This is a genomic window from Mycobacterium sp., assembly GCF_965229105.1.
Taxonomy (GTDB): Bacteria; Actinomycetota; Actinomycetes; order Mycobacteriales; family Mycobacteriaceae; genus Mycobacterium.
In genome coordinates this window covers 1,750,248-1,767,679 of sequence record NZ_OZ245858.1, presented here as the reverse complement: position 1 = coordinate 1,767,679, position 17,432 = coordinate 1,750,248, and the positions used below count along the sequence as shown (strand labels likewise).

General features: G+C 65.8%; 15 protein-coding genes. 3 read left to right on the top strand and 12 right to left on the bottom strand.

The window, feature by feature from the left end; all coding sequences use genetic code 11:
* Window positions 1-81: 81 nt before the first annotated feature.
* From ADBZ9O_RS08580 to ADBZ9O_RS08565, 4 genes are all read right to left on the bottom strand, one after another.
* Window positions 82-1,305 carry a hypothetical protein gene (locus tag ADBZ9O_RS08580; protein WP_526530241.1) on the bottom strand — a complete coding sequence of 408 codons (1,224 nt, stop codon included), beginning with the start codon at window positions 1,303-1,305 and terminating at the stop codon, window positions 82-84.
* 620 nt (window positions 1,306-1,925) lie between these two features.
* Window positions 1,926-3,896, bottom strand: a complete 1,971-nt coding sequence (locus tag ADBZ9O_RS08575; protein WP_526530239.1) for a vWA domain-containing protein — start codon at window positions 3,894-3,896, stop codon at window positions 1,926-1,928.
* Complete coding sequence (locus tag ADBZ9O_RS08570; protein ID WP_526530237.1) at window positions 3,889-5,274, bottom strand: sigma 54-interacting transcriptional regulator; 1,386 nt, start codon at window positions 5,272-5,274, stop codon at window positions 3,889-3,891. Before ADBZ9O_RS08570 ends, ADBZ9O_RS08575 begins: the two co-directional genes overlap by 8 nt.
* 110 nt (window positions 5,275-5,384) lie before the next feature.
* Complete coding sequence (locus tag ADBZ9O_RS08565) at window positions 5,385-5,834, bottom strand: nitroreductase family deazaflavin-dependent oxidoreductase (RefSeq protein WP_526530235.1); 450 nt, start codon at window positions 5,832-5,834, stop codon at window positions 5,385-5,387.
* 36 nt (window positions 5,835-5,870) lie between these two features.
* On the opposite strand from ADBZ9O_RS08565, the gene ADBZ9O_RS08560 reads away from it, so the two are divergent.
* Window positions 5,871-6,386, top strand: coding sequence for a MarR family winged helix-turn-helix transcriptional regulator (locus tag ADBZ9O_RS08560; protein ID WP_526530233.1), 516 nt, complete (start codon window positions 5,871-5,873; stop codon window positions 6,384-6,386).
* Here the strand turns inward: ADBZ9O_RS08560 and purH are convergent.
* The 7 genes from purH to ADBZ9O_RS08525 form a co-directional block, all read right to left on the bottom strand.
* Window positions 6,358-7,926 carry a bifunctional phosphoribosylaminoimidazolecarboxamide formyltransferase/IMP cyclohydrolase gene (purH, locus tag ADBZ9O_RS08555; RefSeq protein ID WP_526530231.1) on the bottom strand — a complete coding sequence of 523 codons (1,569 nt, stop codon included), beginning with the start codon at window positions 7,924-7,926 and terminating at the stop codon, window positions 6,358-6,360. The genes ADBZ9O_RS08560 and purH overlap by 29 nt on opposite strands.
* Window positions 7,923-8,564 (bottom strand): phosphoribosylglycinamide formyltransferase, encoded by a 642-nt coding sequence (gene purN / locus ADBZ9O_RS08550; RefSeq protein ID WP_526530229.1) that lies wholly within the window; start codon window positions 8,562-8,564, stop codon window positions 7,923-7,925. The genes purH and purN overlap by 4 nt, the downstream gene beginning before the upstream one ends.
* A gap of 21 nt (window positions 8,565-8,585) precedes the next feature.
* The gene (locus ADBZ9O_RS08545; protein ID WP_526530227.1) at window positions 8,586-10,067 is read right to left on the bottom strand and encodes a cell division protein PerM; all 1,482 of its coding nucleotides are present in this window, start codon (window positions 10,065-10,067) and stop codon (window positions 8,586-8,588) included.
* A gap of 49 nt (window positions 10,068-10,116) precedes the next feature.
* On the bottom strand, window positions 10,117-10,998 hold the full coding sequence (locus ADBZ9O_RS08540; RefSeq protein ID WP_526530225.1) for a DUF5336 domain-containing protein: 882 nt from the start codon (window positions 10,996-10,998) through the stop codon (window positions 10,117-10,119).
* Between the two features lie 195 nt (window positions 10,999-11,193).
* Window positions 11,194-12,333 carry a dimethylsulfone monooxygenase SfnG gene (gene sfnG / locus ADBZ9O_RS08535; RefSeq protein WP_526530223.1) on the bottom strand — a complete coding sequence of 380 codons (1,140 nt, stop codon included), beginning with the start codon at window positions 12,331-12,333 and terminating at the stop codon, window positions 11,194-11,196.
* A gap of 72 nt (window positions 12,334-12,405) precedes the next feature.
* Complete coding sequence (locus tag ADBZ9O_RS08530; protein WP_526530221.1) at window positions 12,406-13,578, bottom strand: type III PLP-dependent enzyme; 1,173 nt, start codon at window positions 13,576-13,578, stop codon at window positions 12,406-12,408.
* Window positions 13,547-14,089, bottom strand: coding sequence for a hypothetical protein (locus tag ADBZ9O_RS08525; RefSeq protein ID WP_526530219.1), 543 nt, complete (start codon window positions 14,087-14,089; stop codon window positions 13,547-13,549). Before ADBZ9O_RS08525 ends, ADBZ9O_RS08530 begins: the two co-directional genes overlap by 32 nt.
* A gap of 128 nt (window positions 14,090-14,217) precedes the next feature.
* Here ADBZ9O_RS08525 and ADBZ9O_RS08520 point away from each other — a divergent pair, with 128 nt between their 5' ends.
* Both ADBZ9O_RS08520 and ADBZ9O_RS08515 read left to right on the top strand, forming a co-directional pair.
* A complete protein-coding gene (locus tag ADBZ9O_RS08520) occupies window positions 14,218-15,066 on the top strand; it encodes an LLM class F420-dependent oxidoreductase (RefSeq protein ID WP_526530217.1) in 849 nt (282 codons plus the stop codon).
* Window positions 15,067-15,100: 34 nt separating this feature from the next.
* On the top strand, window positions 15,101-15,868 hold the full coding sequence (locus tag ADBZ9O_RS08515; protein ID WP_526530215.1) for a class I SAM-dependent methyltransferase: 768 nt from the start codon (window positions 15,101-15,103) through the stop codon (window positions 15,866-15,868).
* On the opposite strand, the gene ADBZ9O_RS08510 is transcribed toward ADBZ9O_RS08515, so the two are convergent.
* Window positions 15,846-17,381, bottom strand: a complete 1,536-nt coding sequence (locus ADBZ9O_RS08510; protein WP_526530213.1) for an acetyl-CoA acetyltransferase — start codon at window positions 17,379-17,381, stop codon at window positions 15,846-15,848. The genes ADBZ9O_RS08515 and ADBZ9O_RS08510 overlap by 23 nt on opposite strands.
* Window positions 17,382-17,432: the final 51 nt, after the last annotated feature.

Below are 17,432 nucleotides of genomic sequence, written 5' to 3'. Positions count from 1 at the left end.
GCGCCTCGACCAACAAACGACAAAACATCGGCCCCCTTCCGTGACGGAAGGGGGCCGGTGTTTATCCGATCGAGTGGAGATTTACTCCGAGCCCGAGCCCTTGTCCGAGGACGAAGCCTTGGCCGTCGAGCTCTTCGTGCCCTTCTTGCCCGTCGACTTGGTACCCGAACCGGCGTCCGAGGACGAAGCCTTGGCACCCTCGGCAGCGGCGTCGGCCTTAGTGGACTTGCCACCACCCAGGATGTTGTCGAAGCTCTTCGCCAGGTCAGAGAGCGGGTTGGCCTTGACCGTGGTCTTGACCGGCGTCGCGGTCGTGGTGTCGGCCTCCACTGCGGCGGCCTCAACCTCGGGCTCCGCGACCTTCGTCGACGTCGACTTCACCGCGGGGGTGTCGGTCGTGTCGGCAACTGCCGCTTCGGTCTTGGTTTCGACAGCGGTCGTGTCAGCAGCAACCGTCTCAGCGGGTGCAGCCTTCGCGGTGACTGCCGCTGTGGTGGTCGTCGTGGTCGGCGGGTTGGCGAACGAGTACGCGATGTACCCGGCGATGGCCGACAGGCCGGTCGCACCGTAGTTGTAGGACCCGTCGATGTTCGAACCGGTGAAGTAGAGGCTGGCGAGGTTACCGCCGCCGACGGTGACCGGACCGACGTTGAACTCGGGCACCAGGGTGGCCAGACCGATGACCGTCGCCTGGACGTTCGGCAGAATGCCGTCGACGAAGACCGTCTTGGCGAGCTGCGCCGCCACCGAGTCGGCACCGAAGATCTCGCTGGCACCGACGTAGAGCACGGCACCGATAGCGTTACCGCCGGCGGCGCCGACCTCGTAGTAGTAGTGGTAGATGCCGGTCTCGCCGAGCAGGCCACCGTCATCGAGGGCGTTGGAGATGACGTAGTACGCCGCGCCGGGGGCGCCCGTGACGAAGACCGGGTTCTGGTCGTACCGGTAACCGATCAGGTCGCCAGTCTCGGAGTCGTACACCGCGACCGCGCCGTTGATCCCGGGGTAGTACGGGTCAGAGACGTAGGGCGGGTTACCGTCCTCGTCCGGCGGGTAGATGGTGTCCGGATCGAAACCGCTACCGATGTAGCCGCCCCAGCCGTTGAAGTAAGCGTCAACGAGGCCGGTCAGCGAGATATCCGACAGTGCCGTCAGCTCGTACTTGGCGTTGGAGACCTTGGTGGGGGTAGGAGCCTGCGCCGTAACCTGCAGATCTCCATGGGGCATGATCGCCGGCGTACCGGCGACGATGACGGCTGCGCCGACGAGAGCGGCAGCAGTGGACAGATATGGCCGTGGTGCCATGTAGTGATCCCCCTTATGGGACTGGGTCGACGTAGACGAAGAGCTTCCTTGCAAAATGCTTAGAAGAACCTAATGGATATTAGGGTGCAGTTTGCCCTACGGCAAGCGCAAGAGCTCGTCAATATTAGCCGGATCGTTCCCCTGTGTAACGACCGTCACATCATCGCAGGTCTGCAGCGCCATCCGCTTCGTTACCGGCAAATAAGCCGACTAGCGGCAGACTCATCGCCTCCGTTACCCAGACGAGACCCAGTACGCGACGTCGTCGGCCACGAAATGTTTGCCGGGAATGACCTTCGCTCTCCACACCCGACAACCGTCGACCAGGTTTGCTCACGCCACTGACCTAGTAAGCCGACGTGGTCGCCGATTCCCTCGCCCCGGACGGGCCAGCGCCCGCAAACCAGTGCCAGCCGTCGACGGGGGCATATCGCCGCCCCATGTTGCTCAAGTCACATGTATCGACGCGCCGACCATTAAACCACCAGACCAGGCCTCTGCGTTGCCCGTCCCATGCGCCGGAGGCTGGCAAAGAGTTGGGCGATCCGCCCCTGCGGCGCCCGTGCCGACGCCCCCGACCTGCGTCATTACCACCTCAGCGGTTTGCCCACATCCTTAGCTCAGCGGCGCCGTCGCCGCGACCGCAGATAATCGCCGACCACCGCGGCACCGAGCCCGTCGAGATCGGGTACGACCACCCGACCCTCGACCCGTCGGGCCACCTGGTCGATGAAGCGGGCCAGACCGGGATCGCTGCCCAGCCGGAAGATGGTCACCTGGGCCCCCAGTCGGGCGATTTCGTCGAATCCCTTCACGGTGTGCGCGATGGTCCGTGGGTGCGGCGGGTAATCAAAAAACACAGCAGAACCTTCCGCACCGCCGTAATCCTCAAGATGCGCCGTCGGCTCGCCATCGGTGACCACCAGCACCACCGGCTGCGCATTCGGATGCCGACGCAGGTGCCTGGCCGCCAGCGCCAGCGCGTGATGCAGATTGGTGCCCTGTTCGTAGACCCCTTCCAGCCCGGTGAGCTCGGCGGCGCTGACGGTGCGCGCGTACCGGCCGAAGGCGATGATCTGCAGGTCGTCGGAACGGAATCGTGTGCTCACCAGATGATGCAGCGCCAGTGCGGTCTGCTTCATCGGCAGCCACCGGTTTTCCATCACCATGGAAAACGATGTGTCCACCAGCAGCGCCACCACCGACTGGGTGCGGGTCTCGGTTTCGGAGATCTCGACATCGTCGACCGTGATCTTCAGCGGACCTTCGATCACCCCCGTCCCGGCCTGCCGCAGTACCGCGTTGGTCAAAGTGCGGGTGACGTTCCACGGCTCCGTATCGCCGAACTGCCAGGGCCGCGTTGCGCCGGTCAATTCACCGGCCGCACCGGCGCGCCGGGTGTCCCGCTCCCCGTGTCGCCCCGAAAGCTGTTGCGCCACATCGCGTAGGACTGCCTGTCCGAGCTGACGCATCGCCTTTGGCGATAACCGCCACTGCCCGTCAGAACCCCGATCCAGGAAGCCCTCGTTCATCAGCGCCCGCTCAAGGTCGGCGAGCGTCTTGGCGTTGACCGCCGCCTCATCGCCGAGTTGACGCGCCAGCATGTCCAGATCGACATCGTCCATGGTGGCCCCGGCGTAGCTCTGCGAGAGTTGTTCGGCCAGTTGCTCGAGCTCGCTGATATCGGCCAACGCCTGGGCGCCCTCGCCCATCCCCAGCGGGTCGCCGCCGGTGAACCGTTCCGAACCGTTCCAGTCTTCGCCGGGTCGCGCCGCCTGCAGGTGACCGTCGAGGCGGTTCAGCGCATTCTGCAGTGACGGCGAACCAAATGCCTGCTGCGCCAACGAATCCAGCTCGGCCCGCTGATCGGCCGACAGGCTGTTGCGGAACCGCTGGGCGGCGGCAGCGCGCTTGGCCAGCGAGTCCATCAGCTCGTCGATATTCTTCGGATTCTCCGGGAAGAACTCGCCGTGCTTGTTCATGAAGTCCTGAAAATCCTGCGGCGAATCGTCCCCGTTGGCGTGCTTGTCCAACAGGTTGTTCAGATCATCGAGCATGTCGTTGACCCGTTGACGGTCCTCGTCGGTGGCGTTCTCCAACGCCTGCTTCATCCCGGCGAAGCGCTGATCGAGCATCTCCCGACCGAGCAGATCTTTGATCTCGTCGTACTTTTGGCGCGCCTCGGGTGAGCGCCAGTCGTAGTCGGCGAGCTCCTGCACGGCCTTGGCCGGCGACGGCGACAACGACTCCAATTGCAGTTCGCCGAAGCGGGCGTCATCGTCGAGCGCCCTGGCCAACTCCTTGCGCTCGGCCAGCACGGCCTCATCGAGCAGCTTTTTGATCTCCTGCAGCGTCCCGTCGAGATTGTTGTTGGCCAACAACTCTCGACGACGTCGATTCGCTTCCGCAGCCAACCGATCGGCGCCGGGAGTGTTCTTGGTCCCGCGGCGCAACAACTCAGAAAGTGCCCGCCGGGGGGACGTGCCCTCCATGACGTCTTGGCCGATCTGCTCCAACGCGTCGCGCAGATCGACCGGCGGGGCCAGCGGATCGGGCCCGCCGGTGTACCCCGAATACCGCAATCTAGCCATAGACGGTTTCACCTTCGCCGGACACTTTGTCGATCCGCTTGGCCAGGTACAGCGCTTCCAATGCCAGTTCGAGGGCCGCAGCGCGCTCACCCTCGGATGTTGCGCCGAGCCGTTCGGCGATCGCCTCGACGACCGGCAGATCCGGTACGGCGGCCAGCACGTCCTTGGCGGACACCTTCTCTCCGGTGGTGACGGCCGCGCCGCCCTCGACAGCGACGACAAGCGTCCCGACGTCGATACCCCCGAGCGCCCGTTGCGCGGTGTCGGCGGTCGCCCGGCGCAGTAGATGCTCGAGTACCGCCTGTTCGCGGCCCTCCTCACCGGACTCGAATTCCAGCTTGCCCCGCAATACGTCGATGATCGTGCTCAGGTCCACGACGCGGGCCACCGGCTCGGTCTCGCCCAGCAGCGCACCGCGGTGGCGCGCCGATGCGGCGACGGTCTCGGCGGCCGCGATGGCGAACCGCGCGGACACCCCGGACCGCTGATCGACCGAACTCGACTCACGCAGATAACGGGCGAACCGGGCGATGATCTGCATCAGATGATCGGGCACCTGGGCGGACAGATGGGCCTCCTGCGCGATCACACCCACTTCGGCGTCAAGCTCAAGGGGATAGTGCGTGCGGATCTCGGCGCCGAAGCGGTCCTTGAGCGGTGTGATGATGCGACCGCGGTTGGTGTAGTCCTCCGGGTTGGCGCTGGCGACCACGAGCACGTCCAGCGGCAACCGCAGGGTGTAACCGCGTACCTGGATATCTCGTTCTTCCATCACGTTGAGCATCGACACCTGAATCCGCTCGGCCAGATCGGGCAGCTCATTGACTGCGACGATGCCGCGGTGCGACCGCGGGATCAGTCCGTAGGCGATGGTCTCCGGGTCGCCGAGGCTGCGCCCCTCGGCGACCTTGATCGGGTCGATATCACCGACCAGGTCGGCCACGCTGGTGTCGGGGGTGGCCAGCTTTTCGGCGTAGCGCGCACTGCGGTGTCGCCACTCCACCGGAAGGTCGTCGCCGAGCACCGCAGCGCGGCGGATCGACGCCGGGGTGATCGGGGAGTACGGATGCTCACCCAATTCGGCTTCGGCAATCACCGGCGTCCACTCGTCGAGCAGACCGATCAACGACCGCAGCAGCCTGGTCTTACCCTGGCCGCGCTCGCCGAGCAGGACGAAGTCGTGGCCGGCAATCAGTGCCCGCTCGACCTGCGGTAACACCGTGTCCTCGAACCCGAGGATGCCGGGCCAGATCTCGTCTCCAGCAGCCAGCTTTGCCAGCAGGTTCTCGCGCAGTTCCTGCTTGATACCGCGCTCCTGATGGCCGGAGGCGCGCAGCTCGCCGAGGGTGCGGGGCAGGTTGTTAGGTGATGTCACCACTCCACGCTACGACGGTCGGTGCCCGACGGCACCGGCTCCCTGCTAGAAGCGAACTTTTAACATCCACTGTCGGAACCGGGAATAACCGGTTTCCCGGTTCAGACGCCGACCTATCGGGCCGAAATCGGGTCCAACCTGAATACCGCGCACCGGCCGGCCAACGCTTCGAATTCGTCCGGAGTGCCGCTGGAGACAAGACCCGCTCGTTTGTAGAACCCCACGCCCGCGGGTACTTCGTTGGGGAACGCACGCAGTATCGGCTTCGCCTGGTCCGCGGTGAGTTCGACGAACGCGACCCGATCGCGGTGACGCCCCTTGGTGACGATGCCCTCCCCCGCGGCGCGGGCGTTCAGTACCCAGTCGGCCTTGGGATATCCACCGGCGACATAGGTGTTGCCCTGCAACGTAAATGGCGTTGCAGGGGTGCTCCGAGGCTGACCAGACTTCCGGCCGACCACCGTCAATACCCGCACCGGTCCGGTCGCCACCCCGAGCTTGTGCATGACCATCATGACTTTGTTCATCGGCTTGAGCCACCCCGGCGGCTGCGGATCAGTCATGGACCATGATTATCAACCTAGTTGATATATGTCAAGATGCTAGATATGACGGCGCCCTCCCGCAAGCAAGCCGACGATCAGCCACTCGGCTACTTGCTGTACCGGATCATGGCGGCGCTGCGTCCCGCGGCCACCGCGCAGCTCAAACCACTCGGCCTGACGCTGCCGGAGTTCGTCTGCCTTCGCATCCTGTCGATGCACCCCGGACGTTCCAGTGCCGAGCTGGCCCGCGACACGAATGTGTCACCGCAGGCGATGAACGCGGTGCTGCGCGGGCTCCAGGAGATGGCCGTCGTGGAGCGGCCGGCCTCGGTGTCGTCGGGCCGAGCCCTGCCCGCGCACCTGACCTCCGAGGGCAAGTCACTACTGAAGCGGGCCGAGGCGGCCGTGCGGATCGCCGACGACCGCGTGCTGGCCGCCCTCACTCCGGCGCAACGTCGCGACTTCAAACATTTGGTCGACGCCATCGGCTCAAGCGTGGGCCCCCCGGGAGATGACAGCCCAGCGCCCTGCTTTGACGAAGTCAGTGCGCGAAATGCCTTGCACCGGTGAGATAGAGCGTGATCCCCGCAGCTTCGGCCGCTGAGGTCACCACGTCGTCGCGCATCGAACCACCGGGGTGCACGATGGCGGTCACGCCGGCCGCGGTCAGCGTCTCCAGCCCATCCGGGAACGGGAAGAACGCATCCGAGGCCCCGACTGCGCCGGGGACCCGGTCTCCGGCACGTTCGACCGCCAACCGGGCGGCGTCGACGCGGTTCACCTGACCCATTCCGACGCCAACGGTGGCACCGTCCTTGGCGATCACGATGGCGTTGGATTTCACCGCCCGGCACGCACGCCAGGCGAATTTCAGGTCGGCCAGCGTCTCGGGGTCGGCCGGGGTACCGGTGGCCAGTGTCCAATTCAACGGGTCGTCACCGGGAGCGTCGAGGGCATCGCGCTGCTGCACCAGCAGCCCACCGCTGACCGCGCGGAATTCGGTTCCGCCCTCCTGCGGTTCGGCAGCCAGTAGAACGCGAATGTTCTTCTTACGAGCCAAAATATCGACAGCACCCGGTTCGTACGCGGGCGCGATGATCACTTCGGTGAAGATATCGGCGACCGTCTCGGCCATCTCGACACTGACCGTCGTATTGGTCGCGATGACACCGCCGAACGCACTCAGCGGATCACACTCATGAGCCTTGCGGTGGGCATCGGCCACCGATACCGACGAGATCGCGATGCCACACGGGTTGGCATGCTTGATGATCGCCACGCAGATGTCCTCGTGGTCGAACGCCGCGCGCCAGGCCGCATCGGCATCGGTGTAGTTGTTGTAGGACATCGCTTTTCCGTGCAGCTGTTCAGCCTGGGCCAGCCCGGGCCACGCGCTGGCGTCGGTGTAGAGCGCGGCCTGCTGGTGCGGATTCTCGCCGTAGCGCAGCACCTCCGACCGCCGCCAGGTCCCGGCATACCACTGGGGTAAGGACGCCGGCGCATCTTCTTTTTCAGGTGCCAGGACCCCACCCATCCACGACGCCACCGCCACGTCGTATTCGGCGGTATGGCGAAATGCCAACGACGCCAAAATCTTCCGTTCCGCGAGGGTGAAACCACCGGCGCGCACCGCGGCCAGCACCCCGCCATAACCCAGCGGGTCAACGACGACTGCAACACTGGGGTGGTTCTTGGCAGCGGCCCGCACCATCGACGGCCCACCGATATCGATCTGCTCGACGCACTCGTCTTCGGTTGCGCCCGAGGACACCGTCTCGGTGAACGGGTACAGATTCACCACCACGAGCTCGAATGCCGCGATACCGAGGTCTTCCAGCGCAGCAGCATGCTCAGGTTTGCGCAGATCGGCCAGCAGGCCCGCGTGCACCCGCGGATGCAGGGTCTTGACCCGGCCGTCGAGCACCTCGGGAAAGCCCGTCAGCTCTTCCACCGGAGTCACCGGAATACCGCTGGCGGCAATAGTTTTGGCGGTCGATCCGGTGGAGACGATATCGACACCCGCGTCATGAAGGCCACGAGCGAGGTCAACCAGCCCCGACTTGTCGTAGACACTGATCAACGCCCGCCGGATCGGCTTCCGTTCACTCATCCTATGTATGCCTTTCGTCCAGTCCAGGTCAGGCCGCGAGTGGCGATTGCGGCGAGCACGTCCACCAACAGTCGTCGTTCGACGACTTTGATGCGTTCGTGCAGAGTTTGTTCGTCGTCATCGTCGAGCACCGGTACCGCCTCCTGGGCCAGGATCGGCCCGGTATCGACGCCTGCGTCGACCAGGTGCACCGTCGTACCGGTGACGCGCACGCCGTAGGCGAGCGCATCGGGCACCGCGTGCGCGCCGGGGAAAGCCGGTAGCAGCGCGGGGTGGGTGTTGACGACCCGGCCGGGAAAGCGTGAAAGGAACTGCGGCCCCAGGATCTTCCTGAAACCGGCCGATACGACGAGATCCGGGTCATGTGCGGAGGTCGCATCGGCGATCGCGGCATCCCAGTCGGCGCGGTCGGCGTAGTCACCGAGTCGCGCGGTGAACGTCGGCAACCCAGCGGCGGCGGCGATCTCGACGGCGCGACAATCGCGGTCAACCCCGACGGCAACCACACGTACCGGGTAATCGTCGACCGCGGCCGAGAGCAGCGAGCTCAGCAGTGAACCTGTCCCCGACGCCAGCACCACCAGCCGGGCGGGTGCGGTACCGCCAGAGATGGGGGGCACCCGAAGCGGTCGCTGCACGCCAAGAGCCTAATCGAGCGGTTAGTGGGTATCCGGCGGCAGGTCGTTATCGGCGTCGAACAGATCTTCTGCGTCCGGCAGATCGGCCAGTGCCCGGTAGTCGACCGGCGGACGGTCGGGTTCGTAGGCGGGTGGCTCGAAGACGGGCTCTTCGTGGAGGGGCTCGCCGAACGGGTCGCCGACCGGTGCGATGGTGGCATCGGTGGGAATCTCTTCGGTGTCGTCTGACGGTGGATCGGACAGTTGCTCCGAAAAGCCCTCGCCGAGCGGCGTCGTCGGCGGCTCACCGTCATCGTCGAATGCCGTTGCCTGGGCGGCGAGAGGGCCCGCCAACTCCAGCGGTGCGGTGACCGTCGCCTTCACCCGTTTTGGTGCCCGCCTCAACCCGCCGGACATCACCACGGTCACAGCGCCGACCGCGAAGAACCACAGGAACACCGCAGGCGCGAACGTGGCCTGGTCCACCCCGACGTCACCGAAATTACCGAGCTGTCCACCACCTGCAAGGCCCAGGAGTGCCATCGCCGCGGCGGCCAGTGCCGCCGCCGCGCCCAGCTTCGCCGCCGCCTGCACCGGCGGCAGCGCCCGTCGCGCACATTGCTGCCCGACCGCCACCCCGGCCGCAGCGCCAATGATCAACAGCGCCACCCACACCGGGCCCAGCGGCGGGGTGGGCGAGGCGGCCAACACCGGAAGCGCCGGGATGTCACCACCGAAGACCGTGAACGAACTGAATGTCGCGAAACCGATGTGCGCGCTGGAACCCACTGCCATCGCCGATGTCCCGACGATCACGTTGGGCGCGTACAGAACCGAGAGGATCGTCAGGCTGAACTGACCGAACATCGAGTCGGTGACCGAATACAGATCGTGCATGGTCCCCCAGTGCACCACCAGCGAGGCGGCGGTGACGGCCGCAGACAATCCGAACAGCGCCAGGACCCCGGCGGTGGCGGCCCGCACCGAGTCGCCGGCCCACCCTGGCAGCCGCAGAGCGGCCAGGGTCCGGCGGCCGACCTTCGTTCCCACGCCGATCGCCGCGCCGAGCGCATGCACCACGAGCACGCTGGTGAATGCCCGCAGCGCGCTCGGCGTCTGAAGCTCGGTGATCACCGAGGACGCATCGTGGATCACGGCCAGGGCGATCGCGGTGAGAAGCAACGGGCCGCCGAGCGCCGAAGCGACGATCCACCTGATGACGAACCATGAGGCACGGCCGGCGGTGGCCTGACCCGTCGTGCGCGCGGTGCCCCAGACCATCAGCAGAACCGGTAGCAGGGGCATCACGCCCAGCTCACGACCGCCGATGGAAATCGGCACCTGGTGCACACCGAGCCAGATGCTCGCGATGGCGCCAAAAGCGCCGGTCATATCGCTGTTGGCGATCAACAGCTGCAGCAGCACCACCGCCGCAACGATGACCAACGCCACCAGCGCCGGGCCGAATGCGACCCTGACCAAGTCACGGGCCTGGCGTGCCCCCGCCGTTCGGTTGTCCTGCATTCACGTCAGGTCTGCTGCATCCGGGGTTACCGGATATCAGCGCACCGAACTATGGGGCCGTCGGGCCGGGTGACGGGGCCGGCGTCTGCGGCTGGTGCTGCCCGGAATCCTGGGCAGGCGCCTGCTGCTGACCCGAGCCGACCGCGGGAGGCGGGCTGAAGCTGGGGTAGCCGGTCGGCGGGGTCGGCGGGCCGCTCTGGGCGCCAAGACCGCCGCCCTGCGGGCCGACCGAACCGAAACCGCCGGTCGACGGTCCCTGCTGGTAGCCGCCGTACTGCGATGGGTAGCCGGGACGCTGACCCTGGGGCGGGCCCATGGCCGGGGAGTGCTGCGGAGCCTGCTGGGGCGGTCCCTGCGGCTGGCCGTAGTAACCCGCGGGCGGGCCGTACTGGCCGTACTGCGGCTGCTCGTACTTGGGTCGGGGCGCGGGCGCCGAGACGACGCCGGCCTCCAACAGCAGTGCGCCGACGGCGACGACGGCCTGGATCAGGCTCATCGCCAACACCACCCACAGTCCCCACCCGATCGAGACACCCTGCGGTTTGACGAAAACTTGGTACACCGCCAGCAGCACGCCGAGGACGGCGAGCACCGCGATGATGGCGGGATGGCCGCTGGCCTTCGGCAGCAAGCTGACGCCGGCGAGCAGGGCGGCCGCCAGTGCGGCGATGACCGCGATCTGCGTGCCGACGCCGCCGGTACCGGACAGTTCGGTGCCGAACGGGCCGATATCGACATTGAAGGTGAACATCGGACCGAAGCTGAAGAGATAGGCCAGCAGTCCGAACGCTGCCACGGCCGCCGTCAGATAGAAGGGCAGCTTGCTCGGGCCTGCGGCGACGGCGGGCTGGCCGTACGCGGGTGTGGGGGCTCCATAAGAACCAGGCGGCTGCGCGGGCTGATAGCCGGAACTGCCGGGTGAGTAGGTCATGACCTCTCCTGTGTCGTTGGGCGCCGCTCCCCGGCGGCGCTTACGTAAGACCGCGACCGGCCAATTCGATTGACCTGCGTTGGCGCTGGGACGCGATACGAACAACCACGCTAGCGCACCGTCGGACGGGCGAGGCACGGCAACGGGCGTGTCACCGCACCCCGTCGGTGCGGGCCCTTCTTTCACATGGAGAACTCAGGCGGTGACGAGCGACGCGTCGAACAACGCTTCCGCTGAATCTTTTTCGGCCGCCTCGATTTCCCGTACCAGCGGCAGGACCTTGGCGCCGAAGTACTCGATCTCCTCCTGGAAGTGCAGGAACCCGCCGAGGATGAGATCGACCCCGCGTCTGCGATAGGCAGCGATCCGCTCGGCGATCTGCTCCGGTGTGCCGATCAGTTGCGTCCGGAAACCGTCGTTGTACTGAACGAGATCCTCGAAGGTGGAATCGGCCCACATGCCCTTGTTGTCAGCGGTCGAGTTACCGGCCTGCTGTACCGCGCCACGGAAACCCTCGACCGCCGGCCGGTTGGCCTTATCGACGATCTCGCGCAGGACGTCTTTGGCTTCCTTCTCTGTATCGCGGGCGATGATGAAACCGTTGAGCCCGATCTTGACCTCGCGGCCTACGGTGCGGGCGTGTTCGCGGACGTCGACGACCTGCTCGGTGATCCCGTCGAAGTCTTTACCGTTGGAGAAGTACCAGTCGGAGTACAGGCCGCCGTTGCGGCGGGCGGCGGTGGAATTGCCACCCTGGAAGATCTCCGGGTTGGGGCGCGCCGCGGTATTGAGGGGTTTCGGTTTCAGCGTGAAATCGTGGATGCGGTAGAAATCGCCACGGAAATCAACATCGTCCTCGGTCCAGATTTTGCGCAGGACCTGAAGGAACTCCGCACTGCGGCGGTAGCGCTCATCGTGTTCGAGCCACGGCTCACCCAGGTGAGTGAACTCGTCCTTGAACCAACCGGAGACGACGTTGACCGCGAAGCGGCCACCGGAGAGGTGATCGGCAGTGGCACCGAGCTTGGCCAGCACCGCCGGTTGCCACAGCCCCGGATGCACGGCCGCGATCACCTTGAGCCGTTCGGTGGCCAGCAACAATGCGAGGCTGAAGCTGGTCGACTCGTGCTGGTATTCCGCGCCGTAGCTGGCTTCGTAGCGGACCTGCGACAGCGCGTACTCGAACCCGTTGTTCTCCGCGGTCTGCGCGAGTTTCTTGTTGTATTCGTAGTTCCAGTCGGTGCGCTGTTCGATATCGCTGGTGACCAGGCCGCCACTGACGTTCGGCACCCAGTAGGCGAATGTGACGTTCTCAGCGATTCGTTCTGTGCTCATAACGGTCCAGCACACCAGCGCGCGCGGCACGGGACACGGGTATGACTCGCCGTGAACTTTTATCCCGGCGGCTTATCTCGACGGCCGGTCGAGCACGATGGGCGTCTCGGCGATGCTGTTGAACCGGGACGCCGTCACCGCGGTGTATGCGCCCATCGTCGGACTGACGACCACGTCCCCGGCGCGCAGCGCAGGCATCGGATAGTCGCGGGCGATCACGTCGATGCTGTCGCACGTCGGCCCCGCAAGGGTGACCGGCTCCAGCGCGGCGGCGGGCCTCCCCTCGAGCTCGGCCAGCGCCACGATTGGCGGGTGAACGTCCTCGGTCATCACATTCGAGTAGCTGCCGTACAGCCCGTCATCCAGATAGTGCCAGGTCCGGCCATTACGGGTCGCGGTGCCGACCACGCTGGTCAGCAGTGTCATCGCGTCGGCGACCAGGTATCTGCCCGGCTCGGCGAGCAATGTGTACGACGCCCGATCAGCGCCGAGAACGTCGTCGACCACCGCGCCGATGGCGCTGATCGGTGGCATCTCCTCGCGGTAGGACACCGGGAACCCACCCCCGATATCGATGATCGGCACGCGCTGGCCCAGCGTTCGCTCGACCGCCCTGGTGAGCTCCAGGGTCGTGTGCAGCGCATCCCGGTAGGGCTCGACCGAGGGACCTTGGCTCCCAACATGAAAGCTGAACCCGGCAAATCGGACGCCGGTGGTGACGACGTGTTTGACCAGGAGCTCGGCCTCGGCCGGCGCGACGCCGAACTTGGTCGACAGGTCGGATTTCGCCGACGGATTGGAAAACGCCAGCCGGACCAGGACGTCGATATCTGGTGGGCGGCCGGTGAATTTCTCGGCTTCAGACTGGTTGTCCACGACGAAGGTGCGGATACCGGCACGGTAGGCGTGATCGATATCCGCGGGCTTCTTGATCGGATGGGTGTGGATGCACCGGTTCATCAGGATGCCTACCGAACGCACCAGATCTACCTCGGCAGTGGTGGCCACATCGAATCGGCTGCCGCACGCCGCCAGCACCGACAGCACCGCGGGATGCGATAGCGCTTTGACTGCGTAGTGCAATCGAAAACCGCGCAGCGCCTCGGTGAGCAGCGAGTACGACGCGGCCACCCGGTGGGGGTCGAGAACCAGCAGCGGTGTTCCGTGTTCGGCGACCAACGAGCGCCACTGTGCGCTGCGGCCACGCAATCCGTCACACAGCTGTGTTCGTCGCTGCGGATCCATACCGCACCTCCTGTTTCTCGGTCTGACTCACAGCGGTCCGACGCACGGCGAGTAGTCCCCGAAAGCGCTCATAGCTGACGATGGCCAGCACGTAGAAGCCGATATCGGCGACCAGCTTCGCGAAAATCCAGCCGGCGATCATGTTCCCGAACAGGAGGGGGCCGAGATAGAAGGCGATCGGCCGGACCGCCACGGTGTCGATCACCTCGGCGGGACCGAACTCGATCGCGATACTGCGTAGGGCCAGCGCGTTCGCGGCGGCGGCTCGCGGCAGCCACGGCAGGTGCCGGTGCTCGCGGTAGGTGGTGCGGACCGCGGCGGTGTACGCCGCGGCGTAATAGCCGGCCGATGCGCCGATGGTGGCGACCACCGCAGCGGCCGCGAACGAACCGGTCATCAGGTAGGCGATCGCTGCACCACCGAATTCGCAAGTGGTTCCGGCGATCTCGCACGGCAAATATCGCCGCACCCATTCCCGCCATTTCTTTTCTGTCGCGCGTTCGGTCGTCATGGCGGGAACACTTCCGTTCGCAACCACCCCCGGTCGCGCGTAGCGGGCTACCTGCAAATCGCGACCGATCAGGCAAGTACCGGGACCCGCCTTGCGCCGACGGACTGGAACACGTTCTAATTCTGGCTATGGACTTCGGGCTTGTGCTCTTCACCAGTGACCGCGGAATCGCCCCTGCGCCGGCGGCCAAACTCGCCGACGACCACGGGTTCACCACGTTCTACGTGCCCGAACACACCCACATCCCGGTCAAGCGCGAGGCCGCGCACCCGACCACCGGCGACGAGTCACTCCCTGACGATCGCTATTCCAGGACCTTGGACCCGTGGGTCTCGCTGGGCGCGGCCTGCGCGGTCACCACCAAGGTGCGGCTGTCCACCGCGGTGGCACTGCCCGTCGAACATGATCCGATCACCTTGGCGAAATCGATTGCCACCCTTGACCACCTGTCCGGTGGACGGGTCAGCCTCGGTGTCGGGTTCGGCTGGAACACCGATGAACTGGCCGACCACAATGTGCCACCGGGCCGCCGCCGCACGATGCTGCGGGAGTATCTCGAGGCGATGCGGGCGCTGTGGACCCAAGAGGAAGCCGAATACGACGGCGAGTTCGTGAAGTTCGGGCCGAGCTGGGCCTACCCCAAGCCGGTACAAGCCCATATCCCGGTCCTCGTCGGTGCCGCGGGTAACGAGAAGAACTTCAAGTGGATCGCACGCAGCGCCGACGGCTGGATCACCACCCCGCGCGATTTCAACATCGACGAACCGGTCAAGTTGCTGCAGGACACCTGGGCCGCAGCCGGTCGCGACGGCGCACCGCAAATCGTCGCCCTCGATTTCAAACCGGTGCCCGAGAAGCTGGCACACTGGCGCGAGCTGGGCGTCACCGAGGTCCTGTTCGGCCTGCCCGATAAACCAGAGGCCGAGGTAGCCGCGTACGTCGAACGCCTGGCAGGCAAGCTCGCCGCCCTCGTCTGAGAGGGTTCCCAGCTGTCGCGGGCATGCTGGGGACATGGCAGAGCTGACGCGCGTATTCACCGACCGCCGCCGCGCGGAATCATTCGGTTCGGTCGCAGAGGATTACGACCGCTACCGCCCGCAGTATCCGCAGGCCATGATCGAAGCGCTGGTGACGTCTGCCGGCCTGACTGTTCTCGACGTGGGGGCAGGCACCGGTATCGCCTCGGCTCAACTGGCCCAGGCGGGGGCTGACGTGCTGGCCGTCGAGCCGGATGCCCGGATGGCCGCTGTCGCCGCCGGCAAGGGAATTGCCGTCGAGCGCAGCACTTTCGAACAGTGGGACGCCCGTGGCCGGACGTTCGATCTCATCACCTTCGGCCAATCGTTCCACTGGGTGGACCCCGAGGTGGCCTTACCGAAATTGGCGTCGCTGCTCAAGCCCGGCGGCCGTCTGGTGTTGATGTGGAACCGCATCACCCCGAGCGAAGCGAAGCGCTCACGCATCGAAGAGATCTCCGCCGAATTCGGCGCCACCACCCCCGCATCGACCTCGGCGAACAATGCCGAGACCGCCCTGCAGACGATGCTGCGCAATTCCGATTTCGACGTCGAACGCGTCGAGGTCAGCCAGGAGCTGCACTACTCGACCGACGACTGGTTGGGCCTGGTCTTCACGCACTCCAACCACGTGGTCCTGGACCCCGCGGCCCAGAGCGACCTACGGGCGAGGCTGCGCGACTGGCTCGGTGATGACGGTGTCAGCGCGAGCAATGACGCACTGGCGCTGATCTGCCGCGTCAGGCAGGCGTCGCGCGGTTGATTCCGCCGTCTGCTGCCACCACGAAAATCCGCGCGCCCAGCGGGTCGCCGTCGGTCATCAGCGTGAGCAGTTCGTCGTCGGTGGTCAAGGCCATGAACCGGCTGTCGTCGGCGTCGAGGCGGCCGATGATGACGCCGGTGCGCTCCGGCCAGTCATAGCGCACCGAATAGGTCTCGATGACGCCCGGCCCGTTGGCATTTCGCGTCACGGGCACCTTCGGTAGCGCGGCGATATCGGCCTGAAGAGCCGCGCTGCGGTCGACTACCCAGTCGGCGGGCTCGGTCGAGTACACCCCCACCGAGTACTTGCTCATGACGCCGCCATTGGCTCCGACAAGACCGAATGCCCCTGGCCTATCGCGCATCTGTGCGACCGTCTCGGCGATCCCGTGCAGCGAATAGCTGTTACCGGGACCACCGAAATAAGGCAGCCCACCAGTGAGTGTCAGACCGCGCGGGTCATCGGCCGCCAGCCCGAAATCGTCGCATACCGCGAAGACCGGGAACGGGAAACAGCTGTAGAGATCGAACGTCGATACCGCGTCGACGTCGATACCGGCCACCCGGAGTGCTTCTGCCACTGCCTGTTTCGCCGAGTAGCTGACACTGAGGTCGACGCGATCCAACAGATCCTGCTCGGTCTGGTTGGCGTGCCCGCGGACGTACACCCACTTCTCTTCGGGCACACCGAGTTTACGGGCAGCCGCGACCGACATCAACACCGCCGCCGCCCCCTGGTTGACGGTGTCGCGTGCCACCATCAGCCGTGGATACGGGTCGCAGATCATCCGGTTCTCGTCGGTGACGGTTTCGATCTCCTCCACCGTCCGCTCCACCGGGGATGATGAAAACGGGTTCTTGGCAGCGATTTTCGAGAACGGTGCGAACAGCTCGGCCATCTGCCGCCGGTAGTCGTCGACACTGAGGCCCAGCCGGGCCCGGCGCGCATTGTCCAGCAGCCCGTACTGCACTGGCGCGCCGGTCAGCCCGTGATTCGCGGTGTACTCGCTCATGTACTGCTCGAACCCGTAGCCGCGGTCCTCGAGCTGGCCGCCGACGTGTTCGGTGAAATCCGGCTTGTCTTCGCGATGAGAAAAATACTTCGCCGTCGAACCCGGTTCGGACCCGAGTATCAGCGCCACCTCAATATCGCCGGCGGCGATCGCCCCGGCGAATTCGGTCACCAGCTTCTGCGGGCCATTGCCGCCAATGGGCTCGAGCACGGCGCGGGCGGGGTCGGCGCCGACGCGCTGCGCGACCGAGCGCACATAGTTGTCGGAGGCGCCCAGCGACGGTTTCGCGTAGGGCGTGCAGATCTCGAACTGCCGCAGCCCGACGAACACCTCGATCGCCTCCGCTACAGCTGCCACATCGGCGCCGGTATCGGCCAGTGCGGCGCGGACGCCCTCGGTGGCCAGGTCGACCGCCGACATACCCCGATAGTCCGGATCGTCGATGCGCTCGGTGAACTGGCCGACGCCGACGATCACCGGTGTACGCGGGTCAACCTGCATTACGAGCCTCCTGGCGGGTGTTAATTCGTGAGGCTAACTGAAAACAGGAAC